Origin of the sequence: Paraburkholderia phenazinium (assembly GCF_900142845.1) — a bacterium.
Classification (GTDB): Bacteria; Pseudomonadota; Gammaproteobacteria; order Burkholderiales; family Burkholderiaceae; genus Paraburkholderia; species Paraburkholderia phenazinium_A.
On record NZ_FSRU01000002.1, the window covers coordinates 942,390 to 968,777 of the forward strand.

Annotated in this window: 24 protein-coding genes; 7 read left to right on the top strand and 17 right to left on the bottom strand. The window is 62.0% G+C overall.

The genetic code is table 11. The features are described 5' to 3' along the window. Positions 1–6: 6 nt before the first annotated feature. From BUS12_RS21385 to BUS12_RS21395, 3 genes are all read right to left on the bottom strand, one after another. Positions 7–888 (bottom strand): sugar phosphate isomerase/epimerase family protein, encoded by an 882-nt coding sequence (locus tag BUS12_RS21385; protein ID WP_074299083.1) that lies wholly within the window; start codon positions 886–888, stop codon positions 7–9. Between the two features lie 74 nt (positions 889–962). Then, positions 963–1,886, bottom strand: a complete 924-nt coding sequence (locus BUS12_RS21390) for an intradiol ring-cleavage dioxygenase (protein WP_074299085.1) — start codon at positions 1,884–1,886, stop codon at positions 963–965. Positions 1,887–2,039: 153 nt separating this feature from the next. Beyond that, on the bottom strand, positions 2,040–2,954 hold the full coding sequence (locus tag BUS12_RS21395) for a LysR family transcriptional regulator (protein WP_074299087.1): 915 nt from the start codon (positions 2,952–2,954) through the stop codon (positions 2,040–2,042). A 206-nt stretch (positions 2,955–3,160) separates the two neighbouring features. Between BUS12_RS21395 and BUS12_RS21400 the strand changes: the two genes are divergently transcribed. Next, positions 3,161–4,201 (top strand): LacI family DNA-binding transcriptional regulator, encoded by a 1,041-nt coding sequence (locus BUS12_RS21400; RefSeq protein WP_074299089.1) that lies wholly within the window; start codon positions 3,161–3,163, stop codon positions 4,199–4,201. 58 nt (positions 4,202–4,259) lie between these two features. Here BUS12_RS21400 and BUS12_RS21405 read toward each other — a convergent pair whose 3' ends face one another. From BUS12_RS21405 to BUS12_RS21425, 5 genes are all read right to left on the bottom strand, one after another. Next, on the bottom strand, positions 4,260–5,444 hold the full coding sequence (locus BUS12_RS21405; protein WP_074299091.1) for a porin: 1,185 nt from the start codon (positions 5,442–5,444) through the stop codon (positions 4,260–4,262). A gap of 392 nt (positions 5,445–5,836) precedes the next feature. Beyond that, complete coding sequence (locus BUS12_RS21410; RefSeq protein ID WP_074299093.1) at positions 5,837–6,295, bottom strand: MEKHLA domain-containing protein; 459 nt, start codon at positions 6,293–6,295, stop codon at positions 5,837–5,839. Then, a complete protein-coding gene (locus BUS12_RS21415) occupies positions 6,292–7,533 on the bottom strand; it encodes an MFS transporter (RefSeq protein ID WP_074299095.1) in 1,242 nt (413 codons plus the stop codon). The genes BUS12_RS21410 and BUS12_RS21415 overlap by 4 nt, the downstream gene beginning before the upstream one ends. 234 nt (positions 7,534–7,767) lie before the next feature. After that, a complete protein-coding gene (locus BUS12_RS21420; protein WP_074299098.1) occupies positions 7,768–8,406 on the bottom strand; it encodes a nitroreductase family protein in 639 nt (212 codons plus the stop codon). 151 nt (positions 8,407–8,557) lie between these two features. Continuing rightward, positions 8,558–9,688, bottom strand: coding sequence for a sensor histidine kinase (locus BUS12_RS21425; RefSeq protein ID WP_074299100.1), 1,131 nt, complete (start codon positions 9,686–9,688; stop codon positions 8,558–8,560). A 107-nt stretch (positions 9,689–9,795) separates the two neighbouring features. Here BUS12_RS21425 and BUS12_RS21430 point away from each other — a divergent pair, with 107 nt between their 5' ends. The 3 genes from BUS12_RS21430 (at position 9,796) to BUS12_RS21440 (ending at position 11,950) form a co-directional block, all read left to right on the top strand. After that, a complete protein-coding gene (locus BUS12_RS21430) occupies positions 9,796–10,200 on the top strand; it encodes a response regulator (protein ID WP_253190178.1) in 405 nt (134 codons plus the stop codon). 235 nt (positions 10,201–10,435) lie between these two features. After that, positions 10,436–11,581, top strand: coding sequence for a hypothetical protein (locus BUS12_RS21435; protein ID WP_143788420.1), 1,146 nt, complete (start codon positions 10,436–10,438; stop codon positions 11,579–11,581). Between the two features lie 135 nt (positions 11,582–11,716). After that, a complete protein-coding gene (locus BUS12_RS21440) occupies positions 11,717–11,950 on the top strand; it encodes a hypothetical protein (RefSeq protein ID WP_074299105.1) in 234 nt (77 codons plus the stop codon). A gap of 53 nt (positions 11,951–12,003) precedes the next feature. Here the strand turns inward: BUS12_RS21440 and BUS12_RS21445 are convergent, their stop codons facing one another. Continuing rightward, positions 12,004–12,903 (bottom strand): LysR family transcriptional regulator, encoded by a 900-nt coding sequence (locus tag BUS12_RS21445; RefSeq protein ID WP_074299107.1) that lies wholly within the window; start codon positions 12,901–12,903, stop codon positions 12,004–12,006. A 104-nt stretch (positions 12,904–13,007) separates the two neighbouring features. Between BUS12_RS21445 and BUS12_RS21450 the strand changes: the two genes are divergently transcribed. After that, the gene (locus BUS12_RS21450) at positions 13,008–13,997 is read left to right on the top strand and encodes a zinc-dependent alcohol dehydrogenase family protein (RefSeq protein ID WP_074299109.1); all 990 of its coding nucleotides are present in this window, start codon (positions 13,008–13,010) and stop codon (positions 13,995–13,997) included. Between the two features lie 38 nt (positions 13,998–14,035). Here the strand turns inward: BUS12_RS21450 and BUS12_RS21455 are convergent, their stop codons facing one another. The 3 genes from BUS12_RS21455 to BUS12_RS21465 all read right to left on the bottom strand — a co-directional run bounded on the left by BUS12_RS21455 (position 14,036) and on the right by BUS12_RS21465 (position 18,205). Continuing rightward, on the bottom strand, positions 14,036–16,912 hold the full coding sequence (locus BUS12_RS21455) for a sensor domain-containing phosphodiesterase (protein ID WP_083640542.1): 2,877 nt from the start codon (positions 16,910–16,912) through the stop codon (positions 14,036–14,038). A 254-nt stretch (positions 16,913–17,166) separates the two neighbouring features. Continuing rightward, positions 17,167–17,922, bottom strand: a complete 756-nt coding sequence (locus tag BUS12_RS21460; RefSeq protein WP_074299113.1) for an SDR family NAD(P)-dependent oxidoreductase — start codon at positions 17,920–17,922, stop codon at positions 17,167–17,169. A 22-nt stretch (positions 17,923–17,944) separates the two neighbouring features. Then, on the bottom strand, positions 17,945–18,205 hold the full coding sequence (locus BUS12_RS21465; protein ID WP_074299115.1) for a hypothetical protein: 261 nt from the start codon (positions 18,203–18,205) through the stop codon (positions 17,945–17,947). Positions 18,206–18,442: 237 nt separating this feature from the next. On the opposite strand from BUS12_RS21465, the gene BUS12_RS21470 reads away from it, so the two are divergent. Together BUS12_RS21470 and BUS12_RS21475 are read left to right on the top strand one after the other, a co-directional pair. Beyond that, positions 18,443–18,685 carry a hypothetical protein gene (locus BUS12_RS21470; protein WP_074299117.1) on the top strand — a complete coding sequence of 81 codons (243 nt, stop codon included), beginning with the start codon at positions 18,443–18,445 and terminating at the stop codon, positions 18,683–18,685. Further along, entirely contained in the window at positions 18,685–20,028 is a 1,344-nt protein-coding gene (locus tag BUS12_RS21475; protein WP_074299119.1) for a tetratricopeptide repeat protein, read from the top strand. Before BUS12_RS21470 ends, BUS12_RS21475 begins: the two co-directional genes overlap by 1 nt. 76 nt (positions 20,029–20,104) lie before the next feature. Here BUS12_RS21475 and BUS12_RS21480 read toward each other — a convergent pair whose 3' ends face one another. Genes BUS12_RS21480 through BUS12_RS21500 form a run of 5 tightly spaced genes read right to left on the bottom strand, consistent with a single transcriptional unit; the run spans position 20,105 to position 26,208 of the window. Continuing rightward, entirely contained in the window at positions 20,105–20,983 is an 879-nt protein-coding gene (locus BUS12_RS21480; protein ID WP_074299121.1) for an alpha/beta fold hydrolase, read from the bottom strand. Then, a complete protein-coding gene (locus tag BUS12_RS21485; RefSeq protein ID WP_074299123.1) occupies positions 20,980–22,686 on the bottom strand; it encodes an ABC transporter ATP-binding protein in 1,707 nt (568 codons plus the stop codon). Before BUS12_RS21485 ends, BUS12_RS21480 begins: the two co-directional genes overlap by 4 nt. Before the next feature lie 2 nt (positions 22,687–22,688). After that, the gene (locus BUS12_RS21490) at positions 22,689–23,534 is read right to left on the bottom strand and encodes an ABC transporter permease (RefSeq protein ID WP_074299125.1); all 846 of its coding nucleotides are present in this window, start codon (positions 23,532–23,534) and stop codon (positions 22,689–22,691) included. Further along, on the bottom strand, positions 23,531–24,535 hold the full coding sequence (locus BUS12_RS21495; protein ID WP_074299127.1) for an ABC transporter permease: 1,005 nt from the start codon (positions 24,533–24,535) through the stop codon (positions 23,531–23,533). Before BUS12_RS21495 ends, BUS12_RS21490 begins: the two co-directional genes overlap by 4 nt. A 2-nt stretch (positions 24,536–24,537) precedes the next feature. Beyond that, positions 24,538–26,208, bottom strand: a complete 1,671-nt coding sequence (locus BUS12_RS21500) for an ABC transporter substrate-binding protein (RefSeq protein WP_083640544.1) — start codon at positions 26,206–26,208, stop codon at positions 24,538–24,540. Positions 26,209–26,388 lie beyond the last annotated feature (180 nt).

Below are 26,388 nucleotides of genomic sequence, written 5' to 3' on the forward strand. Positions count from 1 at the left end.
GGCGCGTCAGGTGGAAGTCGCGCTTTTCGCTGAGAACTGTGCGCGGGTGGTGTCGTAGGCACGCTTTGCCATCTCGTCGAGCGGCAACTTCCGGTGCGACTCGGAGATGAGCTCCACACCGTAGTAAGGCAGCGTGCAACCTGCCGCTTGCAGTGCATCGATAAAGGCGGGACAGTCGCCCGCACCTTCACCGCAAAGCTGGCGGTTAAAGCTCGAGTCCTCGAACAGCGACCCTCTTATCTGCGCGCCCACGTCATCCAGTTCGACGCCCTTGATGAAACGCGCCGGGATTCGCGCGACCTCGCTATAGGGACTGCCGCCGCGCGCCACATGCCAGTGGTCGACCATCAGACCACCGTTGGGCTGGTTGGCGCCTTCCGCGACCTGCAGTGCCTCGGCGATATTCCGGATGGGCGAAAAAGGCATGAACTCGATTGCCACCGTCGCACCGACCGACGCCACGTCTTCGCAAAGTCTGGCGAATTCATCGGTCATGCGCGCAAAGTTGGGCGGACTTTCGTCGAACGGGTTCGCGCCGATTTTCAGGTTGCGCATGCCAAGCTCGCCGCCCAGCTCAATGACGCGGCGACGGAAGCTATCCGATTTGGCACGCGCCTCGCCATCGAGATACCAGTCCATGAGAATTTCGAGCTCGAAGTACTTCATGCCCGTGTCGTCCAGAATCTGCCTGACGCCGGACAGACCGTATTTCCCGATGCTGTGCTCGAGGTCGTCCAGGATGAGACCGACGCCGCTCCAGCCCGCGCGCGATGCCGCTTCGCAACGGTCTCGCAATGGGAACGGACTGATTTCGACCGGCCCACACGGATAGACGTCACCGGCAATCGTCCAGTACGCAGCCACCAGTTCAATGTTGTTCGCGCTCATGTGTAGCAGTCCTGTCTCTCAGGTTCATCGGTTCATCGGTTCGTCGACGGCACACGCTCCGGTGTGCCCAACGATCAGGGAATTGCCCGTGTGGGCGTGGTGGACGTCGCGAGAGTGAAGTCCCACGACACAGACCAGAACGGCGCTGGGAAGCCGACGCGCTCAGCCGCTTGCGGGTCGTCGATCCTGTTGAACCCGGCGATGAGTTCGCGCTTGACGCCGAAGACTGCGTCCTCCGGGAGGTACGGGCAGTCGGGCGTGAAAATGTGCGTGATGACCGGGTCATAGCCCGGCGCGGTCACGATGAAATGCAGATGCGCAGCACGGTTCGGGTGGCGGCCAATCGCTCCGAGCAACTTCCCGACGGGACCGTCCGACGGAATCGGATAGTGGCGCGGCTTGACGGATTTGAACCAGTACCTGCCCTCTGCGTCCGAAGTAAAGGTGCCACGCAGATTCGAGTCCGGCTGGATTCCCTTTTGCTGAACATCGTAGAAGCCGTCGTCGTTGGTCTGCCAGACCTCGAGCTTCGCATTCGGCACGGGGGTACCCTCGATGTTCGTCACACGCCCGGAGACCACCAGAGGCTCGCCTTTTCCGTCAAGACAGATGTTCGCGCCATTCTCGTACCCGGGTGAATCCGCAACATAAAACGGGCCGAGAATCGTGTTGGGGGTCGCCCCGCTCGGCCGGCGGTGATTGATGGCGTCGACGAGCATCGAGACGCCGAGGATGTCCGACAGCAGGATGTACTCCTGACGCCAGTCGGTGCACATCTGGCCCGTTTCAGTCAGGAACCGGATTGCCGTGAACCATTCTTCGTGCGTCGGCTCGATTTCCTTCACCGCCGCATGCAGATGCCTGACCAGCGTAGCCATGACGTGCTGCAGCCTCTCGTCGGTGTCCTGACCCATGCGAGCGTTGACGACCTCGGCGGAGCGCGCTTCATCGAAATACGGCGATGGGGATGGCGAAACAGAGGGTGCGGCGTGTTGCATCAAGCGTCTCCTTCAATGTTTTTCGTGCAGCTTTGAAACGAGTCTATATTCCCCGAAGTCGGCAAAACAGAGCTAAAAAGGGAATCTCTTTCGCGGAAATCGGGAAAGTGCGGCAAGACGCGCGGGATCGCCGCGCCAGCGCGATCGTGGCCGTCAAGCGGTCCAGTGGCGCTCGTACTCGTTTTGCTGAAACCGCTCAACGAGTGCATCGATGAACAAACGCACTTTCACCGGCATATGTGCGCGGGTCTGGAATGCAATATTGATCGTCAGGCGTGGCAGGTCCCAATCGTTCAGCACGGGAATCAGGCGGCCCGCCTTGAGGTCGTCGTACACGATGTACTTCGGCTGCACGAGAATGCCCATACCGTCGAGCGCAGCAACCCGCAGTATCTGACCGTCGTTGGATTCGAGAAGCGGTTTGACCTTGACGAGAACCGACTCGCCTGTGCGGCAGAAGGCGAGCTCCCGCGGATTGTCGGCCAGGCCGTAGTTCAATACCTTGTGCTTCACCAGTTCGGCCGGGAAGCGCGGCGAACCGTTTGCTTCGAGATACGAAGGCGCCGCGGCCAGGATCCGCCGGGTCGCGGCGAGCCGTCTGACCGTGATGTTGCTGTCCGCTTCAAGAACCTTGGTACGAACCGCGACGTCGATGCCGTTCTCGATGATGTCGTGGTAACGATTGGCCGCCACCACATCCACCGTGATGTCCGGATAGCGTGCGGTAAAGTCAGGCAGCATGGGCGCAATGTGCAGCAAACAGAACGAGAGCGACGCAGTCACACGAAGGACGCCGCTCGGCCGGACAGTCGCATCCTTGATGACCGATTCAGCCTCGCCGAGATCCGCCAGAATGGATTTGCAGCGGCGATGGAACTCGGCCCCAGCCTGGGTGAGGTAGAGATTGCGGGTCGTCCTGCGCACCAGCTGCACGGCAAGGCGCGTCTCCAACGAGATCAGATAGCGGCTTGCCGCTGAAATGGACAGATCCACCGCCTCCGCCGCCCGGCTGATACTGCCAGTCTCGGCAACCTCGACGAAGAGCTGTAGTTCCTTGAACTGGTCCATCCCCTTGTCTCACTCCACGATTTGATTAAAGCGCCGCCTGTTCGCCAGGAGGCGTCAATGCTACGGCACGATTTCTGTCGTCGAAAGACAGAAACACATCAAAAAACCATCAAACATCCGCAAACTATCTGTCAAGCATAGTTGCAGGAGTCGGTGGCGGAGTATCATTAATCCATCAAAAAGACATCAAAAAGAAGGTACCGGAGATGGCCCACCGCTTTCTTATCAAGGAGATTGCTCTCCAGGCTGGCCTCGGCATGGCCACGGTGGACCGGGTCCTCAATGGGCGGGCCCATGTTCGCGAGCACACGCGCAAACGCGTCGAGCAGGCAATCAAGGAGCTCGAGAAACAGGAACTCCAGTTGGCTACCGCGGGACGAAAGCTCATGATCGACGTGCTGGTCGAAGCGCCCGCGCGCTTTGCCGACGAGATCAAGGAAGCCCTTGAAGCCGAACTGCCGGGGCTGCATCCGGTCGTCTGCCGGCCACGGTTCCTGATGCGCGAAACGATGACAACGGCCGAGGTGGTCGACGCGCTGCAGTCCATTGGCCGTCGCGGAAGCCACGGGGTATTCCTCAAGGCTCGCGACGTTCCTGAGATTGCCGAAGCCATTCGCGAACTACAGCGTCGTGGCATTCCCGTGATCACGATCTTCACCGATATCCCTTTGTCCGGCCGCATCGCCTATGCGGGACTGGACAATCGCGTCGCCGGCGCGACCGCCGCCTACCTTCTCGCGCAGTGGTTGCGGCCGCAGCCCGGCAACATCCTGATCACCATGAGCGATGAACGCTTCAGAGGCGAAGAGGAACGTGAAATAAGCTTCCGGCGAGCGCTGCGGCTCCGATATCCGCAACTGACGCTGGTCGACGCCAGCGGTGGCCACGGCCTCGACACGCTCACTGAAGCGCGGGTCCACCAGGTGCTCACGGCTCATGTGAAGATCTCCGCGGTCTATTCCATGGGAGGCGGAAACGTCGCCATCCTTCGGGCACTCGAAGCGCAGCAGCAAGCTCCGGTTTGCTTCATTGGGCACGATCTGGATCGGGACAATGTGCGTCTGCTGCGCGAGGGCAAAGTGCAGGCGATTCTCCATCACGATCTGCGTCAGGACATGCGCTCGGCGTGCCAGCACATCGTTCATTTCCACAAACTGCTGCCGGCGGCAGCCGTGTCGCCCTCGTCATCCGTCGTCGTCGTGACGCCGGAGAATATTCCGGCGCATATCGCGAGCCGTTTCCGTTGATGGCGGCGAGCCAGGCCGGCTTCGGGGCGACACCGCGCCCCGAACCCTTCCGTTCCGCCTAGAACTGGTGCGCGACACCCGCGATGACGCCGAACTGGCTCTTGCCATAGTCCGGATTGGTACTGGACGCGCCGCTGTTCGTCGGGTCGTTGTTACTGTTCGCGCCATACAGACCGCTGTCGAGCCCGAGGTTGGACGTCGAACTGTTCCGCACGTAAGCGAGCTCGGTATAAAGGAGCGTCCGCTTCGACAGGAAGTAGTTCGTGCCCAGTGTGTATAGCGTCGCGTTGCCGTTGCCGCGATTGGCGTTTGCGTGATACACCGCACCGGTGATGGCGAGTGCCGTCGTCGCGTTCCAGATCGCCCCGATCCATTCGTGATCGACCGCTGTCGGCAGCGACGTGCCTGCCGGCAGCGTGGTCGGCGTGGCTGTCCCGAAGTATCCGGCGTTGGATGCGTTGGGTGCGCTCAAATGCTGATAGCCCAGATACGCAACCACAGGACCGATCGCATAGGTCGCACCGGTGAGGATGGAGCGCGAGGCCAGGTACACATTGCTGAACTGTCCATTGGGATCGCGAACTTCGTCATAGGTCGCCTGCCAGTAAAGGCTGCCCACCTGGTAAGAGAGTTTGATACCGTCGGAGCGCCCCTGCGCACTCCCCAGACCGGTAGAGGTGCCCAACTGGCCCGGCGCGCTTCCCGGACTTCCGGCGTTCCACTTCGTCGAGTTCGTCAGGTCGTATTGCCCCTGCAGCGTAAATCCTCCGACCAGCGGCGACAGGTACTCGACACCGTTGCCCGCCTGCGAGAAGATCCGGCCGCGCACCAGCGTCCCGATCGCATATTTCTTCGTCTGCTGTGGATCGACGTCGCCCGAATACTGACTGATTTCGGCCGAGCCCATATTGCCCAGCTTCACTTGACCCCACGTGTCGTTATGCAAACCGACGGTCGCCTGCCCCTCGAAGAAGCTGCCGTTGGAAAAGGTGCCGTTTTGGGTGTTCAGGCGAGACTCGAGGTGGAAAATGGCCTGGGTGCCGCCGCCGAGATCCTCAGTCCCTTTGAAACCGAACCGCGATTGCGCCCACCCGCCACTTTGCGCGCCGAACACGTGCCCCTTCGGCATGCCGGTCTCATACTCCAGTCCGTTGTCGACGATGCCGTACAGCGTAACGCTGCTTTGCGCACTGGCAGACACCGTAGCCGTCATCGCGAGCATTCCAAACAGAACCTTTCTCATCGTATCTCCTATATATTTAGTACCACTATATTAATCGCCGGCCCGATGAGACTCCGGCTCCGGCAATTTGATGCCACGACAGCCCTCGATGTGCGAGCTGGCCGCTATTCGTCAGGCGACACTTGCGCCCCGGCGGTTGCTGAATGCGTCCGCTGAATGCGCTTCGTCGAAGTACGGGAAAATGCCAGGTAGAGTGCCGCTTGCGGCAAGATGGGCCTCCAACGTTGTTCTCGTGTAATTTGGCCCGAGTGTATATTCGTCAACGGTGGAGACACAGAGCGGAAAGGGGAATCTCTTTCGCGGAAATCGGGAGAATCGAGTCTGTGGAAAAGCGACCGCTCAAGCCTAAGCGGTACCCACCTGCCTCACGCATTAACCGTAGACAGGTGCGATCAGATATCGCGCGTACGCGGAATGACAACGGCCTGGCCGTGCAGCGTGCCGTTCGCGTCGAGCAGTTGCCACAGTGTCGCTTCCTCGATCATGAAGCGCTGGCCTGACTTCGTGATACGCACACCCTTGTAGCCCGCCTCATAGCCGACTCGCTGGACGCGCGCGAGGAACTGCTGCCGCTCCTCGCGATTCGGTGCTTCGGCTGAGAGCCGCGACGGCAGCCGGGTGATTTCATCCCAGCTGTATTCAAAGCGGCGCTGCGCGGCCTTATTGCCGTAAATGAAGAGCGGGTCGGGATCGGTGTTGTGCGCCAGCACCGCGAACGACGCATGCTCGTAGAGCCATTCGCTTGCTTCGACCACGGGCACGGCCTGCGGCACCAGCGGTTGACCCAGCAGTCGGCCGTAGCTATCGGCAAGGAGCTGATAGAAGGCGGGATCACGATGGAGCGGGATCATTCCGGCGTCGCCAGACAGTCGCAGTCGACCTTCGCCACCGGGCTTCTTCCGAAGCTCGCCAGCGCGGCCAGACCGAGCAGCGCCAGCGCGCTGCCCAGCAGGAAATCAGGCGGAATGCCGATCGAATCGACAATCGTCCCGCCGACCAGCGACCCCACCGCAATAGCCACCTGAATGATGCTCACAAACAGCGCTGAACCGGCCTCCGGCAGATCGGGTGTCGCGCGCTGAATCCACACGCTGAAACAGAGTGGCAACGCGCCGAACGAAATACCCCACGCGAGCACATCAACCGTCACCGCCAACTGTGAATGCCGCAACAAAGGCATCGACAAAAGCGCGAACATCATCAGCGATACCATCACCGCCACCGATGCCTTGAGGTTGCGGTTGACCGTGCTCGAAACGGCGAAATTGGAGAAGAAACCAATCACGCCGAAGCCTAGCAACAGCCATGTAATGGTCGACATGCCGAAGCTCGCGTTATGCAGCAGAAACGGCGTGATGTAGGTGTAGGAACAGAAGTGGGCGCCGAACACGAGTCCCACCATCAGCATGCTTCGGCGCGCATGAGGACGCCTTAGCAACTCGGTCAGGTCTGCCAGGCGTAGCGCTGCGCTGGAGGGCAGCGAAGGGACCAGCAGCAGTTGCGCGACCAGCGCGACGGCAACCAGCACGCCGGTAGCCATGAACGAAAAGCGCCAGGAAGAGAAGCCGGCGATGAACGTGCCGAGAGGTACGCCGATCACGGTGGCGCACGTCACGCCCGTCAGGATCATCGCGGTTGCTCTCGCTGCGTCTTTGGGCTGCACAAGGCGGCCCGCGGCGGCTGTCGCGAGCGTCCAGAAGCCGCCCAATGCCGCGCCCAGCAGCGCGCGGCCCACCAGCATGACGGCGAAATTGGGCGCAAATGCCGACAACAGATTGGACGCCAGCAACAGGGCCGTGAGTAACAGGAAGACGTGCCGACGGTCCATACGCCCCGCGCCCAGCATGAGGCCCGGCGCGGAGAGCGCGGCAATGACACCCGGCGTAGTGACCATCAGGCCGGCCGTACCTGGCAGGACATCCAGTTCTTTGGCGACATGCGGCAGTAAACCCACCGGCAGAAATTCCGTGGTGACAAAGGCAAATGCGCCGATTGCCACGGCGCCGACAGAGAGCCATTGACGCAGAGACGACGAATCACCCTGCTCCGATGCGCGCGTATCCGCCGCCGGACTGCTTTCGACTAACATAGTTTTGTTTGTCCTTAACGGACAATGATTGAATTGGTGCGGATTGGCGAACTAATCCGGCCGCACCATTGGGTTCGTGATGAAAACGCTTTGTCTCAGACGTGTACAGCGCGATCCTGAGAACGACGCGCCACGATACCATTGCATTATTTGTCTTGCCGACGCGCTGCCAAAAGCAGCGCTCGGCGTAGGGATACTAGAGGGCGTACTGTGTAGAAGCGGGTAACGTCTGGTTCACTTTATTTCAGTGACGAAGCTATCGCGACTGCGCCGGACTTTCTTCAGGTTCACAAGCCAATCGCCTTCGGCCGCCCGATAACCCAGCGGCAGCATGACGACGCTACGCAGGTGCTTCGATTTCAGATCGAGGATTTCATCGACCGCTGCCGGGTCGAATCCTTCCATCGGAGTCGCGTCAACTTCTTCGAAAGCCGCAGCAATCAAGGCCGCGCCCAGGCCGATATAAGCTTGCCGCGCGGCGGCCTGATAGTTAGCCTCCGTTCCTCGAGCGGCGACAATACCAAGCAACTTCTGGCGGTAGCTCTCCCACCCTTCGTTTTTGAAACCGCGGATTTCGTTGGTCAGATCGAACATCATATTGACGCGGTCAGCAGTGATGTCGTCCCATGCGGCAAATACCAGCAGGTGCGAACAGTCGGTCACCTGGGCCTGGTCCCACGCCACGGCACGAATCTTTGCGCGGATATCCGCATTGCTGACTACCAGCAGTTCAAACGGCTGGAGCCCGCTCGAGGTCGGAGCCAGCCGCACAGCTTCAACGATACGTTCGAGCTTGTCGGCCGACACGCTTTGGGTCGCATCGAACTTCTTGGTTGCGTAACGCCATGCAAGTCTTTCGTTTACTGTCGTCATAACGGTTCTCTTCAGGTATGAGTATAAAAACAGTGGCGCAGGAACCGAGTGCGATCTTGAAGGAATCGTTGTTTGCGGCTGCGCCGTGTTCGACGCCGCGCATCATATCTGAAAGTAGAAATTCAGGCAGTCGAGACCTGGGTCGACGCTATCAGCGCCCTGGCTGGCGGCGCGGCAGACACACAGAGAACACCGTTTCGGTCTCGTCCGAGCGCACCTCGATCTCGCCTCCGTGGGCCTTGGCAATCTCACGCGCGATGTACAGCCCAAGCCCGAGGTTACCGTCGGCGTTATACGAGTCCTGATGATTGAGGCCACGCTGGAGCGGGTCGAAAATCCGGTCCAGCGCCGTTCGCTCGATGGCTGACCCATGGTTCCTGACCTCGAAACGAACTTCCTGCTCCGCGCCGGTCATGACCACGCGCACCGGCGCGTCTTGCGCGCCGTACTTGAGCGCATTCAGAACCAGATTGCCAAGCAACTGCTGGAGACGGCGGCCATCCCAAACACCCTGACCGTCGCCCGCCACGTCCAGATCGATCCGGCGGTCGGGATGCGATGCCCTCACCTGGTCGAGTTCGTCGGCAAGCAACTTCTCCAGGTTGGCCTCGGCGGGCACGATATTGATCCCCAAACCCAGCCTGGTTCGATTGAAATCAAGCATGTCGTCCAGCAGCGCATGCATGCGCGCTCCGCTTCGGATCAACCGCGCCGCGGCGACCGACACTTTCTCACCGGCGTTCAGCGCCGAGAGGTACGTCGCGGTCATCTGAATGGTCTGCAGCGGACTGCGCATGTCGTGCCCGAGCATGCCGAGCAACAGGTTACGAGCCTGCTCTATCTGCGCACTGAAAAAACCCACCGATTCGGCGATGGCCTGGTCGATGGCCTCGTTGAAACGGATAATGTCATCCGCATGAGAGGCGTCGGGCTGGCACTCATCCATCCACAGACGAAGGACGCTGGCGCGCAGGGCGCGGTATTCGGCAGCCAGTTGATTGATGTCGAATCCACCCCGCGCCCGCAGCAGCGCGTGCGTCTGGGCCGCCGTCTCCGGAGCGCCGATCAGTATGGGAGCCCGGCCCATTGATTTTTCAGCCTGCGCCTCCCTGCTCTGAACCGTCGACAGGTCCTTCGCTACAGCCAGCAGAATCTGTTGCGCATGGTCCCGCAGGGCAAGCGATTTCATGTCCACGGCCGCCGGCAACAGGGTGGCGGCGAATGCCTCCCATTGCACCAGGATCGTTTCCATGTCACGCAAGATATAGTCAGCCAATCGCATGTTTGCCCTTAAATAAGCGTGAAAAGATCAGTATGGGGCATCGGTTGAATTTATCTTACGCGCAAATGGCTGTTTTAACTGTATCGGGTCCCTAAATTGCGTGACACATGGGGCAACCCTACAGGAACCCCATGTCCAATGGAAAAGCTGAACGCTTACTCATCGCCGACGACGACCCGAATCTGCTCGCGGTGTACATCCTGTTCTTCGAGGCTTACGGTTACGCCATCCGGACAGCAATAGACGGTCCCGGCGCGCTCGCTGTGTACCGCGTCTGGCGTCCTGACGTGGTGATGCTCGATATTCAGATGCCCCGACTGGACGGCCGGGCGGTGGCAAGGGAAATCCGCCGCATGAACGTCGTTTCTTCGCCCTTGCTGCTGGCGGTGAGCGCGCTGAGCGCGCCCGCCGAGCGGGCTGAATCGTTCAAGGCCGGCTTCGACGATCATTTCGTCAAACCGGCGCAACTTCCGGCCATTCTGGCGGCGATTGCGGCCAGCACACTTGTTTGAGGCGTTTGACGCGGGAGCGGTCGCGATTCACGGCGCCGCCTGGCGGATGGATTGCCCGGGAGGTCTAATAGCGCTCGTGCGCCATCAAAGACGCGCTCCAAACGAGGCGAAATGGCTGTGGTAGCATCATCTCCGATTTTCGCACGCCATTGCGCGGGGAGATAGCATGCCATTGAGCGAAGCATTCCACTCTCGCGCGACATGCCCCGGAGCAACGCTCCCGCCGAGGTTGATCATGCGTGTCACGAAGCGATGCAGCGCGTTCATCGTTCCTATGGCTTTCCTCGGTTCGCTATTGTCCGGTTCGGCAATCGCGCAAGATGCGACATCAGGCGGTTCCGCGCATGCGATTTCAGAAATCGGCATTGACCGTTCAGGGCTGAGCAGCCAGGACGAAGCCACGCGGCAAAAGACGTTTGAGGATATTCGTACGCTTCATGCGACCTGGTTTCGTGACGAACCGACTTCCGGATCGGCTCAGGGCGTTGCCAACTTCGTCGAAGAGGTACGGGAGGCCAAGCAGCAGAAACTCAAGGTGTTAGTCAACATTCTGCAGATGGACGAAGACTACGATCGTGCGCTGCCGATGAACGATCACGGCTGGCGATCCAAGAAATTGAGCGAAATAGACCTGAATAAATTCGCCAGCCGATTCAGTAATCTGCTGGGTGCTTTAAAGCACGCCGACCTGACGATCGATGCGGTCGAATTCGGTAACGAGGACGACAGCTACTATTACGATGCAGACGTGCCGAACGGCCACAGCGCGAATCAGATCGAGCTGCATGCATGGCTTCAGGGCTATGGACAGTTTTTGAAGACCGGCGCGACAATCTTGCATGATCCTCGCTACTATCCGCAGGCGAAAATCATCACGTTTGGCATCGCTCATGGATATACGGCGCCTGGCCGTCCGCCACAGTGTCTTTCAGATCCGGCAAAAGCCGTCGCGATGCTGAAGGATGTCGATGGCTTTAACTACCTGGATAACAGCGGCTATCACGTCGACGGTTACGGTACTCACATTTACGCGTCGCCGGGCAATCCGGGGGCAAGTGCGACGGCGCTCCTGCGTCCGGACATATGGGCGCTTGGCCGGGCCAAGCCTTTCTGGATTACAGAATGGGGATTTACGGACGCCACGAAGTTTCCGAATCAACAGGGACAATCGGCAAGCCAGGGGATGCAAGCGGTTCTCAACGCGTTTGATGACCTCGGCACGCGGGTACCCATAGGTCCGATGTTTTTCTATTCCTACAATTCCGGGTTACAGGATGCCGATGGACATCCGAGTGGCCTCGTCGATACCCAGGGCAAATTTGTGCCGGCAGCGAACCCTCTGTCCGCGCGTGCTGCACGGGTCCCGTCGCACGCTTCCTGAAGTGATGGCTGTGCCCGCCAAGCGTCTCCATTCAGGCATATGTCGACAGCTCGCGTGCACGAGCGACAAGATGCCAGGTTCTGTCGGATAATCCACCCTTGAGTATCCGGTTGGCATCCCAGAGAGGGAGTCGCGATGAAATCCGTCCTCGGTCTGCTTTGTGTAGTGGCATTCGGTGCGGCGCTCGGTCCGCTAGGCTGGCTGGTGTGGCTCGACTACACCCATGCGCTGACCCCCATCCTGACCTATCAACTCGTGATTGCGATCCTGGCCGCCTTACTGATAGGGGCGAGCTGCCTGGCAGCCAATTGCTCCTTGAATCGCCGCCCGTCCCGGTCCTCGATTGCCCAGACGCCACAGCGCGGGTGAACCCGTTTGCGGCGCGCAGCGCTGAGCGTCACGACCGGCAAGGTCTGCGCCGCTCAGGCCATGAAGTTGAGCAAGGCGGCCGCCAAGGCGTCGACAGCCACCCGGACCTTCAACGGCAAGTGCGGCGTCTGCAGCCACAGCGCATAGACGTCGTATAAAAATCCCGGCTGATCCGGCAGTAGCTGGACAAGCGCGCCAGCCTGAATGCGCTCATGAACGAGCCAGTACGGAAGCCATGCAAGCCCCATACCGAGGGTCGCGGCGTCGGCGATGGCATCGAGATCGTCAAGCCGCAACCGGTGCGCCGGCGTCACTTCCATCGCAGGCTGATCATTGCGCGGAAACAGCCACGGGCGAACCCGGCCCGAGCGCCGGTAGATGATTCCATCGTGCCTGCCGAGATCCTCTATCCGCTGTGGCCGGCCATGCGCATCGAGATAGCTGGGCGACGCGCAGACGACCATGCGCTGCCGCGCAATGCGACGCGCGATCACCCCACCCTTATCCTCCAGATCGCCGGTTCGGATCGCCAGATCGTAGTCGTTCTCGGCGAGATCGACGAACCGGTCGTTCAACGACAGATCAAGCTCCAGCGCCGGATAGTGCTGCGCGAGCTGCAGCAGGACCGGCATCACGCAGTGCCGGCCAAAGTGCACCGGCATCGTGACGCGCAGCGTGCCGCGCGGTTCGGACAGTTGATCGGCGGCGAGCGCATCCGCGGCATCCGCTTCGGCGAGGACCACCCGGCAGCGGTCGTAGTAGGCGCGCCCGAAGTCGGTCAGGCTCTGGCGGCGCGTGGTCCGGGTGATGAGGCGCACCCCCAGGCGCTCTTCGAGGAACCGGACATGCTTGCCTACCATCGGTCCGGATAGCGCGAGCGCGTCCGCGGCGGCCGCGAACGAACCCAGATCGACGGCTTTGACGAACACGGCCATGCTCGTAAGGCGATCCATGTTTAAAAACTCCTGGTTTCGACTGTTCTGTTTACGACGCTATTTATCCGCCTGAAGCGCACCGGCATAGTGTATTCGGTTCGGTTACTTTGGAGTTCGGCGAGATGACACGAGTGGTTCGCTTTCATGAGCACGGGGGTCCCGAGGTTCTGCGCATCGAGAATGTCGACGTTCCCGGGCCTGGCCGCGGCGAGATCCAGATCCGCGTCAAGGCGTTAGGTCTCAACCGGGCCGAGGCGCTGCTGCGCGCGGGCGCCTACATCGAAACTCCGACCTTCCCTTCCGGTCTTGGCCTTGAGGCGGCGGGCATCCTCGAAACGGTTGGCGAAGGTGTCGAAGGTTTCGCGCCAGGGGACGCCGTCAGCGTCGTGCCGCCGGTGTCGATGGTCCGCTGGCCCGCCTATGGCGAACTCGTCACGTTTCCTGCCGGGCTGGTCGTCAAGCATCCCCCCTCGCTGGGTTGGGAAGCGGCCGCCGCTGTCTGGATGTCGTATCTCACCGCATACGGCGCCTTGATCGACATTGCCAAACTGCACCGGGAAGACTGTGTGGTGATTACGGCGGCATCGAGCAGTGTCGGACTTGCCGCGATCCAGATTGCCAACCGGGTCGGCGCAACCGCGATCGCGGTGACGCGAACAGGCGCCAAGAAGCCAGCCTTGCTTGAGTCAGGCGCGGCCCACGCGATTGCCTCAGCGGAAGAAGATCTGGCAGCCCGGCTGGCGGAAATCGCCGGCCCAAAGGGGGTGCGCGTGGTGCTGGACCCGATCGGCGGGCCGATCTTCGAACCCCTGACGGCCGCCATGTCGCGAGGCGGCATTCTCATCGAATTTGGCGGCTTGAGCCCCGAGCCGACGCCCTTCCCCCTGTTCGCCGTCTTGAGCAAGTCGCTCACGCTGCGCGGCTACCTCGTTCACGAGCTTCTCAGCGATCCGGAGCGACTGGAAGCGGCCAAGGCGTTCATCCTCGACGGATTGATATCGGGTTCGTTCCGGCCGGTCATTGCAAGAATCTTTCCGTTCGACCGGATTGTCGAGGCGCATCGCTTTCTGGAGTCGAACGAACAATTCGGCAAGATTGTCGTGACGGTTTGATCGCGTATGCGAAGCGCCGGCCTGCGCCGCCTGCCGCGTCAGGACGCCGGCGTTTCAGCCGCATCGCCCACCCAACGCACCCAATGCGCCGAGCGCAACAGCGCCTCGAGCGGCATCGGCCTGTCGAAGAAATAGCCTTGCGCCTGTGCGGCCCCCATGTCCCGCAGCACGGCGAGTGTTTCGGCATCCTCGACGCCTTCCGCAACGAGCGTCAAACCGAGCGATTCGGCCATGCGCACAATCGCCGTCACAATGGCGCGGCTACGCGGACTTCCGGTGAGCGCCAGGATAAACGACTTGTCGATCTTCAGACCGCTGAAGCGGTACTGGTGCACATAGCTCAGCGACGAAAAGCCCGCCCCGAAGTCGTCGAGCACCACGGACATGCCGTTATCCGCGAGACGCTGCATCGTGTTGCGCGCGAGATCGGGTTCCGCCACCAGCGCGCCTTCCGTCAGTTCAAGGCACACGCGCGAGGGCGCCACGCCGTAGCGGTGCAACAGCGCGAGCACCTCGTCGGCGAACTCCGGCCGCGTGATGCTAAAGCTCGAACAGTTCACGTGGACGGGCGGCCAGTTCGCATGCTGCGGCGCCGACAGAATGACCGCCACGCGGCTGAGCATGTAAAGGTCGAGCCGCCCTATCAGCCGCAACCCTTCGACGCTCGGCAAAAACTCGCCCGGGCCGATGATGCGTCCATCAGGCTGCCGCCAGCGAATCAGCGCTTCGAGCGCGACCACCTCCCCCGTGGCAATGTCGACGATGGGCTGGAAGAACGGCAGCAGTTCGTCGTCGCGTTTGAGCGCATTACGCAGCGCACCCTCACGCTCCACCTCGTCCAGTACCTCCCGTCGCAGCTCATGGTTGAACACCACGAAACTATCGCGGCCCGCGTTTTTCACGCGATACATCGCGATGTCGGCGTCGCGCAGGAGATCCGCGGGCTTGCTATGGTACTGACCGTCCGCATTCACAATGCCGATGCTGCATGACGAGAACACCACGTGTTCGTCGATATCGAAAGGCAGATCGAATGCCGCCAGGATTCTGTGCGCAACGGCGACAGCATCGTTCAACGGCGCATCCCGCGACAGCACGGCAAATTCGTCGCCGCCGAGACGCGCCAGCAGATCGGCCGGACGCAGGCAGCCCCGCAAGCGCTCCGCGGCCTGCACCAGCAACAGGTCGCCGAAGTGATGGCCGAGACTGTCGTTCACGATCTTGAAGCGGTCCAGATCGATGAACATCACCGTCACCTGGCAGCCGTCCTCACAATACGCGCTCCACGCGGCCTGCAGGCGGTCGAGCAGATGACTGCGGTTAGGCAGTCCCGTTAGCGTGTCGTGCGAGTTTTCGTGGAGAAGCCGGGCATTGGCATTGTCGAGTTCGCGCGTACGGATCTGTACCCGCGCTTCGAGTTCCGCGTTCGCCGCATGCAGGGCGTCGGCGGCCCGCCGCCGCGACAGCGCCGTATCGATATGGTGCGACACGAAGGTCAGCAACTCCTGATCGCGCTGCGAGTAGCGCACGCGCGGCGCATAGCTTTGTACGGCGAGCATCCCGCGCACGTCCTCGCCGTCGAACAGCGGCACACCGAGCCAAGAGCATAGCCGCACATTCTGGCTGCTCATGTCGATCTCGCCATCGGCGATCAGGCGTAACGCGCCGTCCGCATCGATGAGGCAGGGACTGCGCTGGCGAATCACATATTCGGTGAGGCCGCGCCGGCCGAGACGCGGCGGTGGCGGCTCGTGCACGTGTTCGTCGACGTAATACGGGAACGACACGGTCTGCTTCTCCGTATCGAACAGCGCAATGTAGAAATTATGCGCATAGAGCAGCTCTCCGACGATTCGGTGCAGGCTGCGGAAAAACTCGACCATGTCGCCGGGACGGCTGGAAAGCTCCGCAATCTGGAAGAGCGTGGCCTGCAGGTGTTCGGCGCGCCCGCGCTCGGCGATGCCCTCGCGCAGCGCCGCGTTGACGCGCGACAGTTCGGAGGTGCGCCGGGCGACCTGCTCCTCGAGGTCGGCCCGGTGGAGGATCCGGTCCAACGCCATCGCCACGTGTCGCGCCACGACGAGAAACAGCGCGCGGTCCTCGGCACTGTAGATGCGCGCGACGTCGTAGACCTGCATCGCGAGCATGCCGAACACTTCGTCCGAAGCGTTCTTCAGCGGCGCGCCCATCCAGAACTCGGGCAGATCGCCAATGGGATACAGAATGCCTTCAGCCGCCGCGGCCCGAATCATCGCGGCATCGACGAGCAGCGGTTCGCCGGTCGTCAACACCTGCGCCGTCATCGACAGGCGGTCGGGGTCGAGTATGTCGTAGTTCTCCGCTTCGATGACGTCCGCATCGATCACGTCGACGTAATACGGATAGGTGATCTTGCCGCTCTTGCGGTCGTACAGCGCCAGATAGAAGTTTTCGGCGTCGATCAGCGTACCCAGACGCTCGTGCACGCGCTGCAGGAACGCCGCGCGATCGGGCACCGAACTGGCCAGATAGGCGATCTCATACAGCACGCGCTGGGTGTTCTGGGCCCGCGCGAGCGCATCGGTCTGCGCCCGCTCGCCGAGGCTCCGGGCGCAGTCCCCCAGGGATGGGTCGCCACCGAATTCGGCGGGCGCGACGAGCCAGCCCAGCACGCTTTCGCCGAATCCCGTGGGCCAGCGGTGCCACCCGCGCTCGGCGCACAGTTCCGCCAGCCGTTCGTGGGAGACGTTGTGCGGCCACTCGGGCGCCGCGCCGCCCTGGCCGGCAAGGTGCAAGCGCTCCCCCGCGCGATACCACGCCCATGCCGCAGCCCACGGTCGGCCGCCGTCCCGCATCGCTTCCAGTTGGGCTTCGATGGTCGGCGCGCCCGGGGCAACGCTGTCGGCCGCGTTGCGGCGCGTGGAAGCGTCAACCATGGACAGGCGCTCGTAGGCCGTGCGCGGCCAAAACCTCACCCCATTTGATAGATGTCTCGGTGCTCTGCATTCTCAGTGGACGCTCGGCCGGTCCGTTTTATGGATACGTATGCCGTGCTAACGGCACGAGAAGGCCGAGGCTTGAGGGATTTTTCGTCTGCAGGCGAGCTAAGCCAGACGCACCGGTACGTCAATGCGGTACTTCAATGACCGGTTCTTTCACCAACCTGTCAAAAGAATTCCTGTCCGTCACCTTAAAACGATTCGTTAAACGGCCGCAGATCGATCTCCTGCGACCATGCGCTGCGCCCCTGTTGATGGAGATGCCAGTAGGCGTCGGCAATCTCGTCGGGATTCAGCAGACCGTCCGGTCCCCGTTCGGCCACGCGCTGTGGCGAGGACGTCCGCAAGCGTTCGCCGTCGATGCCGCCGTCGACCACCACATGCGCGACGTGGATATTCCGTGGCCCGAACTCGCGCGCGAGGCTCTGCGTCAGCGAGCGCAGACCGGCTTTGGCGGACGCGAACGCGGCAAACGGCGGACGGCCGCGCAACGACGCGGTGGCGCCGGTGAATAACAGCGAACCTCGGCCCGTAGCCAGCAGGGCGGGCAATGCCGCTCGCGCGAACAGAAAGCCGCCCAGGGTCGTGACGCGCCATGCCGCCTCAAACTGCTCCGCGCTCAGTTCGAGCGTCGCGGCGCGCGTCGCACCGGCGGCATTGAAAATCGCCGCTTCGAGCGTACCCGTCCCGGCGAGTTGCCGTGCAATGGCAGTCAGGTCGCTCTCGCTGGTGACGTCGCCAGGGGCTGTGAAAGCAGCGCCGCCCGCGGCGCGAATTTCATCGACGACGGCATCAAGCCGGTCGCGCGAACGCCCTGTCACCGCGACGCCAAGGCCCTCGCGCGCGAAGCGGCGCGCCAGCGCCGCTCCGAGTCCAGCGCTCGCCCCGACTCCCGCAATCCACGCGAGACGCTTGCGCGCGAGGTTTTGCCCAACCGCTTCGGTCATCGTGTTCTCCTATGCATCGTCGTCATCGCCAGAATCGCTCCGGTGGAATATCGAGCGGTACGACGAACATGCCGGCAGTGTATTCCATGTGGAAATAACCGCAGCGTGCGTAGGCCGCAATGCGTTCGAGCCGCTCGGGAGATTGACAGCGATAGGCCGCGTCGGCCGCGCGCTCCGCGGACGAATCAGACGCAACCGGCGCGCGTTTCGACAGGCGCTCCAAGACACTGCGCACAGGATGTCGAATGCCGCCCCAGAAAAGTGCCGCTGAATGTGTGGCCATACCGCCTCCGTCGATTCATTGTTGCTTCAATGAATCTAGCGGCCTCGATAAGGAAGCGCAAAGAAGCTTTTATGGATTGGTTTTCGGAAAACGAATCAAGGCCCGGCGGCCGCTTCGGCGCGCTTCGTGGTGAAATTCCAAAGACGTGGCACTGCTATGCATATGCGAAAAGATTAGTTCGGTACGGTCGCGCGATTGCGGACACTCGACAGGTTGAAACCCACCTACGGACCACCCATGAAGGGAATCGGCTACCACCCTCATAGCGCGCTCGACGACGCGACGGAAAGCACCACCGCGCCATCGGACCAGCATCGCGTTTCCGTTAGGCAGGTCAGCACCGTGCTGCTGGTCGCTGCCGTTCTGGCCTGCCTCCACAGGGAAATTTCCGGCACGGTCGATGGCTCGCTGCTGTCCGTCTTCACGGAATATGCCGGCGGCGTCCTGCAGCATTTCGTGTCGATCCTTCCGCACTTCTGATGGTCACGGACGCCCAGGGCCTGCAGGTGACAGGAGCGGCAGAATCCGCCGTAGCGCTCGACCACGCCATCTCGGACTACTTCGGCTGGAAGGGCGACCCGGTCGGCCGGTTGCAGGACGCGGTGGACGAGGATCCCGACTTCAGTCTGGGCAGCAGCGCGATCGCTTCGCTGTTTTTGCTGGGCGGATTTCGTGCCGATCACCCGCGCGTTGCCACCGCCCTCGCCGCAGCCGAGCGTGCCGGCGCCGGCACAACGTCGCGCGAAACCCGCCACCTCGCCGCCGTGAAGACCTTGGCCGCAGGTGGCATCGCCGGCGCGATCGATCTTTGGGAAAGCATCCTCGTCGACCATCCGACCGACGCGCTCGCCTTGCGCTTTGCTCACGACGCTTACTTCTGCCTCGGTCAATCGGTCAGCATCCGCGATTCCATTGCGCGGGTTCTACCGCACTGGGACCCGCAAGGCGAAAACTACGGCTATATCCTCGGACAGTATGCGTTCGGCCTCGAGGAAGCGGGCGAACTGCGGCGCGCGGAAAAAATCGCTCACGCCGCCATTGCACGCAATGCCGAAGACGGTTGGGCGATTCATGCCGTGGCACACGTGCTGGAAACGGAAAGCCGCCAGGCCGAGGGCATTGCGTTCTTGCAGGCGGCCCGGCCGTCCTGGCGTCGCGCCCATGCGCTCGCCGTCCACAATGGCTGGCATCTCGCCCTGTATCTGATTGAGGAAGAACGCTTCGACAAGGTGCTGATCGACTACGATCAGTACGTGGCGCCGAAACTGCCAGGCGACTTCCTGCTCGATCTCGTCGATGCCTCCGCCCTGCTCTGGCGCCTGGAACTGGCGGGGGCCGATGTGGGAGATCGCTGGGGCGCCGTGGCCGCGCAATGGCTGACCCATGTCGACGATCACGTGCTGGTCTTCAACGACCTGCATATTGCGCTCGCGGTTGCGCGGGCCGGCAACCCGCTGGATATCGAACGCCTGCGCCGCTCGCTTGAGCTTTATAAGCGTGAAGGCCAGGGAGACAGCCACAGAGTGATGGCTGAGGTGGGTCGTCGCCTGATCGACGGCGTATTGGCCTTTGCCGCAGGCGAATACGCTCGCGCGGTCGAGCTCATTGTGCCGGTGCGCTACCACGCGTATCGCATCGGCGGCAGCCACGCGCAGCGGGATCTCATCACGCAAACGCTCATTGCCGCGGCCGAGCGCGCCGGGCAGCTCAGCCTGACCCGTGCGCTCCTTGCCGAGCGGATTGCAGTGAGGCCGACCGAACGCACCCGGCAGCACTACGCGAGTGTCGGCGGCGCCGGAAACTTTGCGTTCAACGCGATCTAACCGATCTAACGGCTCACCGATTCGCGGCTCCGCAGCTTCACTTGAGTGAAGCGGAGCCGCGTGAGGACAGCACGCGTTACGCCGGCTGCCGCACGGCAAGAAGATCGTGCAGCGCCTGGTTCACCTGGTCAGGCTTCTCGAGCATGATCTGATGGCCGCAGTCCTTCAGCTCGATGAAGCTCGCCTGCGGCAGCTTCTCAGCCAGGGCTCGGGCGCCGGCCGCCGGCGTGAGTCCGTCACGGTCTCCCGACACGATGGCGATGGGCAAGCGCAGTGCATCGAGCTGGGCCGGATCGACCTGCCACGCGCCGCGTATCACCGTCTGCATCACAGCCGTCGAATTTCTGTCGGATATCCGGCTTTCGTAGTCGATCAGAACAGGATTGCTATCGGGATGCCAGGCGAGGCGACGGAACCGCTTTGCCAACACCGGCTTTAGCAGGCTGAACAGCCACGCGGGCAGATTCAGCAGGCCACCGAGAGAAGGTGCGGCCAGTTGCGTGCCGAGCAGCAGGACAGCGTTCACTTCCGCTAGCCGTTGTTGCGCCGCAAGTCTTTGCAACACACCAAGCGTGCTTCGCGTACCCAGCGAGTGTCCGGCCAGCACGTTGTGGGCGCGCTTATAGCGATCGAAAATGGCGAGGTAATCGAGTAGCGTCTGCTCGCCCTGATACGCCAGCGGCGTGTTGGCAGGTGGCCGTGGGCTGGCGCCGTGCCCAAGGAAGTCCCATGCGACGATGTTGTAGCCCGCCTCGACCAGGTAGGTCCATTGATAACGCCACTGGTTTTTATTCCCTCCTCCGCCGTGCGCCAGAAACACCACGCTACCGGCATGCGGCGAACCGGAGTGCGCTTCGTGGCTCGTGAGATTGAGTACGCGTCCGGGGCGGATTTCAATGTCCGTTCCGTTTACCACGTTCGCGGTCAGCAAATTCTCGTCGAAAGCATTGCTCATCGTATTCTCTGTTCATCCAGTGTGACGACGGAGCAGGCGCGCTCCGTCGCGGCATTCGTGCGCTCACCCCATTGCGACTGTCTGCCCGGTATGGCGCCGATCAACTGCTGTGTGTACGGGTGCTGGGGTGATTCGAGAATCTGCGCGACTTCCCCTGTCTCGACGATCTGTCCGGCACGCATCACGACAATACGGTGACAGATTTGAGCGGCGACGCGCAGATCGTGCGTGATGAAGATGAGCGCCATCCCCATCTTCTGCTGGATCGTTTGCAGAAGTTCCAGCACATGGGCCTGCACCGAAACGTCGAGACCCGATACGGCCTCGTCGGCTACCAGAATCTTCGGTTCGAGCGCGAGTGCGCGCGCGATGCTGATGCGTTGCCGCTGTCCGCCGGAGAATTGATGCGGATAGCGCTCGGCGGCCTGTTCGGGAAGGCCGATCAGGGTCAACAGGTCGCGCGCATCGCGATAGGCTTGCGCAGGCGGGACGCCATACGCAATCGGACCCGCAGCAATGATCTGCCCCACCGTTTGCTTGCTGTTCAACGAGGCAACCGGATCCTGAAACACCATCTGGATGTGGCGGCGCAAAGGGCGCAGCGTCTTGTTCGCCAGATGGGCGAAGTCCTGTCCTTCGAAGCGGATATGTCCGCTTTCCAAGCGGCTAAAGCGCAGTAACGCCCGGGCCAGCGTCGACTTTCCCGATCCGGATTCGCCCACGACGCCAAGCGTTTCGCCACGGCGCAGCGTAAAGCTCACGTCGCTGAGCGCGGGTACCGTTGCGCGTTGTCGCCAGAAGGCAAAGGACGACGCCTCTCGTGCCGGATAAGCTTTCTTCAGGCCTTGCACATCCAGTAACACGGGTATGTCGTCAGCAATGGGGCGGCCATGGAAACGTCCATGCGGGATGGCGTCGATCAACTGGCGCGTATACGGATGGCGCGGATGATTCAGCACTTGATGCGCCTCGCCATACTCGACCAGCACGCCTCGCTCCAGCACCGCGACACGATCCGCGATCTCGGCCACCACGCCGAAATCGTGCGTGATAAACAGGATCCCCATGTGCCTTTTTCGTTGAACCTGCCTGATCAGTTCAAGGATTTTGGCCTGGGTCGTGACGTCGAGTGCGGTGGTCGGTTCATCGGCAATCAGCAGCGAGGGTTCGAGGACGAGCGCAATCGCAATCAGGACGCGCTGCCGTTGGCCGCCCGACAGCGAGAACGGGTACGCGTGCCGCAGCCGTTCCGGTTGCGGAAGACCGACGAGTTCAAGCAGCTCCACGACGCGCGCGGCGCGGGCACTTCTCTCGTGCCGTCTTGCCAGTACACCATGCACGCGCATCGTCTCTTCGATCTGACTGCCGATCGTCTGCAACGGGTTGAGCGCCGACATCGGCTCCTGAAAGATCATGGAGATGTCACGCCCGCGGATTTCGCGCATGGCCGACGCGCTACGTTGCGTGAGGTCTTCGCCGCGAAACACGATACGTCCGGTCTGCCGGTGCGCGCCATGCGGAAGGAGTCCCGTTACCGCGCCGGCGAGCATGGATTTGCCCGATCCCGATTCGCCGACGAGGCACAACACCTCGCCATGCTCAAGCTTCAACGAAATATCTCGCACGGCATGAGGACGGTCGGCCCCGCCGGGTAAGGCCAGCGTCAAGTGCTCAATCGACAGCAGGGGCGCCTTGATGTCCATGCTCATCGACCACCCCGCCACGTAGGTTGCGACACCGCAAGCGCTTGCCGCAATCCCTCGCCAACCAGATTGATGGCGAGGACCGTCACCACGATCGCAAGCCCAGGCCACACGCTGAGCCACCAGTGTTCGCGAATCATGTTGCGCGCGGCGCCGATCATGAAACCCCAGCTCATCAAACCCGGATCTCCAAGACCCAGAAACGACAACGCCGATTCGGTCAGGATCGCGTTGCCGACCATCAGGGAGCCAAGGACTGCGACGGGGGAAAGCGCATGGGGAAGCAGTTGTCTGAAGACGATTGTGAACGGACGCTGTCCGACCATGTGGGCCGCCAGAATGAACTCACGCTGCGCCAGGCTCAGAAACTCGCCCCGCACGACCCGTGCGACGACCGGCCACGAGGCGATCGCAATAGCGGCGACCGTCGAATTCAGCGAGGCGCCTAGTACGGCCGCGATCACCACGGCAAGCGCGAACTGGGGGATCGTCTGAAAGAGTTCGGTGACCCGCATCAACAGATCGTCTAGCCACCCGCCGAACCAGCCGGCGAGCACACCGATTACCGTGCCGATCATCAAGGTAGCGGCAGTCGCTGCAAGACCGACCGCCAGCGACGCACGCGTACTCCAGACCAGTCCGGTCAGGACATCGCGGCCCAGCATGTCCGTGCCCAGCGGATGATGCCACTGCGTAAGCGGATCGATCAGAGGTGCGGCAACCATGTTCCATGGCGAGGTGCCGAACCACGGAGCGATCAACGCAAGTACGACGAGCACGGCAAGCACGGCCATGCCGGCCCGCGTCCGGGGTGCACCTAGAAACCGGCGCCAGAAGAGTCGCGTCATGCTGCTACCCCAGCTGCAATGCGGGGATCGGCCAACCGGTAGAGCAGATCGGTCAACACGTTGAACACCACGACCAGCGCCGACACCACGATCAGGATGCCTAACAGAACCGGGTAGTCGCGTTGCAACAGCGAGTCGAACATCAGGCTACCCAGACCGGGCCACGCGAACACCGTTTCGGTAATCAGGGCGCCGCCTGCAAGCTGTCCCAACTGAATGCCGCCGAACGAGATCACCGGCAGCAGTGCATTGCGCAGAACGTGCGCGAACAGCACGCGACGCTCGGGGACGCCCTTGGCACGTGCCGTCTTGACGAACTCGAGGCCGATCACATCCAGCACGGCCGCACGGGTCAACTGAACGTAGACCGTGCCGTACACGGCGCCGAGCGACAGCGCGGGCAAGGCGAGATGCGCGGTGACGTCGACAAGGTGCCGCCAGCCCGTATAGCCGGCCGCGACGGTTTCCATGCCGAAGGAAGGTAGCCAGCCGAGTACCACCGAAAACACGATCAGTAACATCAGCGAGAGCCAGAACAGCGGCGTGGCATAGATCAGCAACGAGCCGGCGCTGATGCCGCGCGATAACCAGCGTTGCCACCGGTTATCGCGGGTTTCGCCGTAAGCGGCGATCAAGCCCGCCGCTACGCCGCCTGCCAGCGAAACGGCGAACGCGGCCGCCATCAATAGCAGGGTCGCGGGCAGTCGCTCGAGCACCAGCGTCAACACGGGCTCCTGGCTGCGGTAGGAGTAGCCGAAGTCGAGGTACGCCAGATTGCGGAGATACACGAAAAACTGCTCGGCAAGCGGCCGGCTCAAACCCAGGGCATCGCGCAGGTGAGCCACATAGGCGGCGTCGCCCGAGCCGGCATCACCGGCCAGCACCATTGCCGGGTCGCCTGGGGCCAGCCGGATCAGAAAGAAGTTCACCACCACCACGCCCAGCACGACGAGGAACGCCTTGCCGAGCCGCGACAGAACAGGAAAGACCACGCCGCGCATGGTTAACCGATCCACGTAGTGTCGAGGCTGTCGTTCAGGCTGGTCGCCGTACGCAGCAGGTTATGCACGTTACTGCGATACAGCGTCGGGTTGACCATCTCGAAGATGTTGGCGATCGCCGCATCGTTGGCGAGCTGCGTCTGGATTTCTCCGTAGATCTGCTTGCGTTTGAGCGGATCGGTGGATTGCGCAGCGGCATCCCAGAGCGCATCGACCTTCGGGTTGTTGTATCCCTCGGCGTTATTGAACGGCGAGCCCTTCGAGATGCCGTCGGCGCGATATAGCGGCGCCACCCCGAACTCCGGGTCGGCATTCTGAAACAGGAAGTTGTAGCTCAAATCGAAATCCCAGTTCGCCACGTGAGCGTACCAACTCGCGGCATCGGTGGTTTCCACCCGGATCTTGAAGCCCACCTGATTCAGTGCCTGTTGCGTATATTCCGCCACCCGCTCCCACGCCCCGCCCTTCTCGCCGTTGACCAGGGTCAGCGTGGTCTTGCCGACGTCGACACCCGATTGCCGGATCAACGCCCGCGCGCGGTCGGGGTCATACGGAAACTGCGGCGTATTTGGGTCGTAGAACGGCGTGGTCGAAATGAACGAGCTCGTCGCGACCTTGCCAAAGCCGAAGAAAATGTTGTCGACGATAAACTGGCGATTCAGCGCATGCAGCACGGCCTGACGAACCAGCACGTTGTCGAACGGCGGCTTGCGCTGGTTCAGTTCGAGGAAGGCCATGCCGGAGAACAACTCCCAGCCGCTGGTGGTGGACTCGACACCGGGCAGCTTCGAGAGCCGCTTGACGTCGGCGTAATCGACGTCGCCCGCACGCAGTGCATGAACGTTGTTCTGCTCGAACGCAATCGCCCGTGCCGATGCATCCGGAAGAATGTTGTAGACGATGCCGTCAAGGTAAGGCAGGCCCTTCTTCCAATAGTTCGGGTTGCGTTCGAGCCGGATATAGGCGCCATGCTTCCACTCCTTGAACACGAACGGCCCCGTCCCCACCGGATGCTGGTTAGCCGGATTGCTGCGCGCATCCTTGCCCGCATACAGATGGCGCGGCAAGATCGGCAGCAAGCCGCTGCCGAGCAGATCGAACAGGCCGCCATACGGCTTCTTCAGGCGGATTTCCACTTGCCCGGCGCCCTTTGCTTCGATCGACTCGAAGTATTTGGCCGCCGTCAGTTTCATGCGCGGCAATGCCTGCGGCGCAATCTCGTTCAACGTGAACACGACGTCCTGGGCATCGAAGGGCTGGCCGTCATGCCAGCGCACGCCTTCCTGCAGGGTGAAGACATGATGCAGTCCGTCAGGCGACGAGGTCCAGCTGCTCGCAAGCACGGGCACCGGTTTCAGTTGGGTATCGAACGTCAACAGGCCCTGGAAGATCTTGCCGCCGACGTATTGCGAAGCCACATGCGGCGTCAGTGCATTAATCAGCGAGGGCGGCTCCGGCTGTGCGATCAGCAGTAACGTGCCGCCGTGTTTTGGCGTCGAGGCATCCGCCTGCTGCGTCGAATTGGCTGCCGCGAGGACAGGTCGCGCGTATTCGAGTGCCAATGCGGCGGCTGCCGCTGCGATGAACTGGCGGCGCTGCACGGAGCGAGGTTCCGCGTCGGGTGCCTGGAGGGACGCGTGCAGCGGCGTATCGGATGACGAAGCAGTGCTCATGAAAATCCTGAAGTGAGAAGCGGGATTCAAACGGGATCCCCATGAGCAAGACGCGAGCCAACGTTGCATTCCCCGGCTTTTCATGGGCTTGCACGAATACCGTCGCAAGCCGCGCGTTGTTTTCCACGCAATGTGCTGGAAAAGCAGCAGACGTGATCGCGCGCCGCGCTTGTGCTGGAA

Excerpts from the sequence above, each read along its gene's own strand:
- BUS12_RS21410 (WP_074299093.1), bottom strand. The coding sequence starts at position 6,295 with ATGATCCCGCTCCATCGTGATCCCGCCTTCTATCAGCTCCTTGCCGAT.
- BUS12_RS21440 (WP_074299105.1), top strand. The coding sequence starts at position 11,717 with ATGAAATCCGTCCTCGGTCTGCTTTGTGTAGTGGCATTCGGTGCGGCG.
- BUS12_RS21385 (WP_074299083.1), bottom strand. The coding sequence starts at position 888 with ATGAGCGCGAACAACATTGAACTGGTGGCTGCGTACTGGACGATTGCC.
- BUS12_RS21435 (WP_143788420.1), top strand. The coding sequence starts at position 10,436 with ATGCGTGTCACGAAGCGATGCAGCGCGTTCATCGTTCCTATGGCTTTC.
- BUS12_RS21390 (WP_074299085.1), bottom strand. The coding sequence starts at position 1,886 with ATGCAACACGCCGCACCCTCTGTTTCGCCATCCCCATCGCCGTATTTC.
- BUS12_RS21420 (WP_074299098.1), bottom strand. The coding sequence starts at position 8,406 with ATGACGACAGTAAACGAAAGACTTGCATGGCGTTACGCAACCAAGAAG.
- BUS12_RS21500 (WP_083640544.1), bottom strand. The coding sequence starts at position 26,208 with ATGAGCACTGCTTCGTCATCCGATACGCCGCTGCACGCGTCCCTCCAG.
- BUS12_RS21485 (WP_074299123.1), bottom strand. The coding sequence starts at position 22,686 with ATGGACATCAAGGCGCCCCTGCTGTCGATTGAGCACTTGACGCTGGCC.
- BUS12_RS21480 (WP_074299121.1), bottom strand. The coding sequence starts at position 20,983 with ATGAGCAATGCTTTCGACGAGAATTTGCTGACCGCGAACGTGGTAAAC.
- BUS12_RS21465 (WP_074299115.1), bottom strand. The coding sequence starts at position 18,205 with ATGGCCACACATTCAGCGGCACTTTTCTGGGGCGGCATTCGACATCCT.
- BUS12_RS21425 (WP_074299100.1), bottom strand. The coding sequence starts at position 9,688 with ATGCGATTGGCTGACTATATCTTGCGTGACATGGAAACGATCCTGGTG.
- BUS12_RS21470 (WP_074299117.1), top strand. The coding sequence starts at position 18,443 with ATGAAGGGAATCGGCTACCACCCTCATAGCGCGCTCGACGACGCGACG.
- BUS12_RS21460 (WP_074299113.1), bottom strand. The coding sequence starts at position 17,922 with ATGACCGAAGCGGTTGGGCAAAACCTCGCGCGCAAGCGTCTCGCGTGG.
- BUS12_RS21450 (WP_074299109.1), top strand. The coding sequence starts at position 13,008 with ATGACACGAGTGGTTCGCTTTCATGAGCACGGGGGTCCCGAGGTTCTG.
- BUS12_RS21400 (WP_074299089.1), top strand. The coding sequence starts at position 3,161 with ATGGCCCACCGCTTTCTTATCAAGGAGATTGCTCTCCAGGCTGGCCTC.
- BUS12_RS21455 (WP_083640542.1), bottom strand. The coding sequence starts at position 16,912 with ATGGTTGACGCTTCCACGCGCCGCAACGCGGCCGACAGCGTTGCCCCG.
- BUS12_RS21415 (WP_074299095.1), bottom strand. The coding sequence starts at position 7,533 with ATGTTAGTCGAAAGCAGTCCGGCGGCGGATACGCGCGCATCGGAGCAG.
- BUS12_RS21445 (WP_074299107.1), bottom strand. The coding sequence starts at position 12,903 with ATGGATCGCCTTACGAGCATGGCCGTGTTCGTCAAAGCCGTCGATCTG.
- BUS12_RS21395 (WP_074299087.1), bottom strand. The coding sequence starts at position 2,954 with ATGGACCAGTTCAAGGAACTACAGCTCTTCGTCGAGGTTGCCGAGACT.
- BUS12_RS21430 (WP_253190178.1), top strand. The coding sequence starts at position 9,796 with ATGGGGCAACCCTACAGGAACCCCATGTCCAATGGAAAAGCTGAACGC.
- BUS12_RS21495 (WP_074299127.1), bottom strand. The coding sequence starts at position 24,535 with ATGCGCGGCGTGGTCTTTCCTGTTCTGTCGCGGCTCGGCAAGGCGTTC.
- BUS12_RS21405 (WP_074299091.1), bottom strand. The coding sequence starts at position 5,444 with ATGAGAAAGGTTCTGTTTGGAATGCTCGCGATGACGGCTACGGTGTCT.
- BUS12_RS21490 (WP_074299125.1), bottom strand. The coding sequence starts at position 23,534 with ATGACGCGACTCTTCTGGCGCCGGTTTCTAGGTGCACCCCGGACGCGG.
- BUS12_RS21475 (WP_074299119.1), top strand. The coding sequence starts at position 18,685 with ATGGTCACGGACGCCCAGGGCCTGCAGGTGACAGGAGCGGCAGAATCC.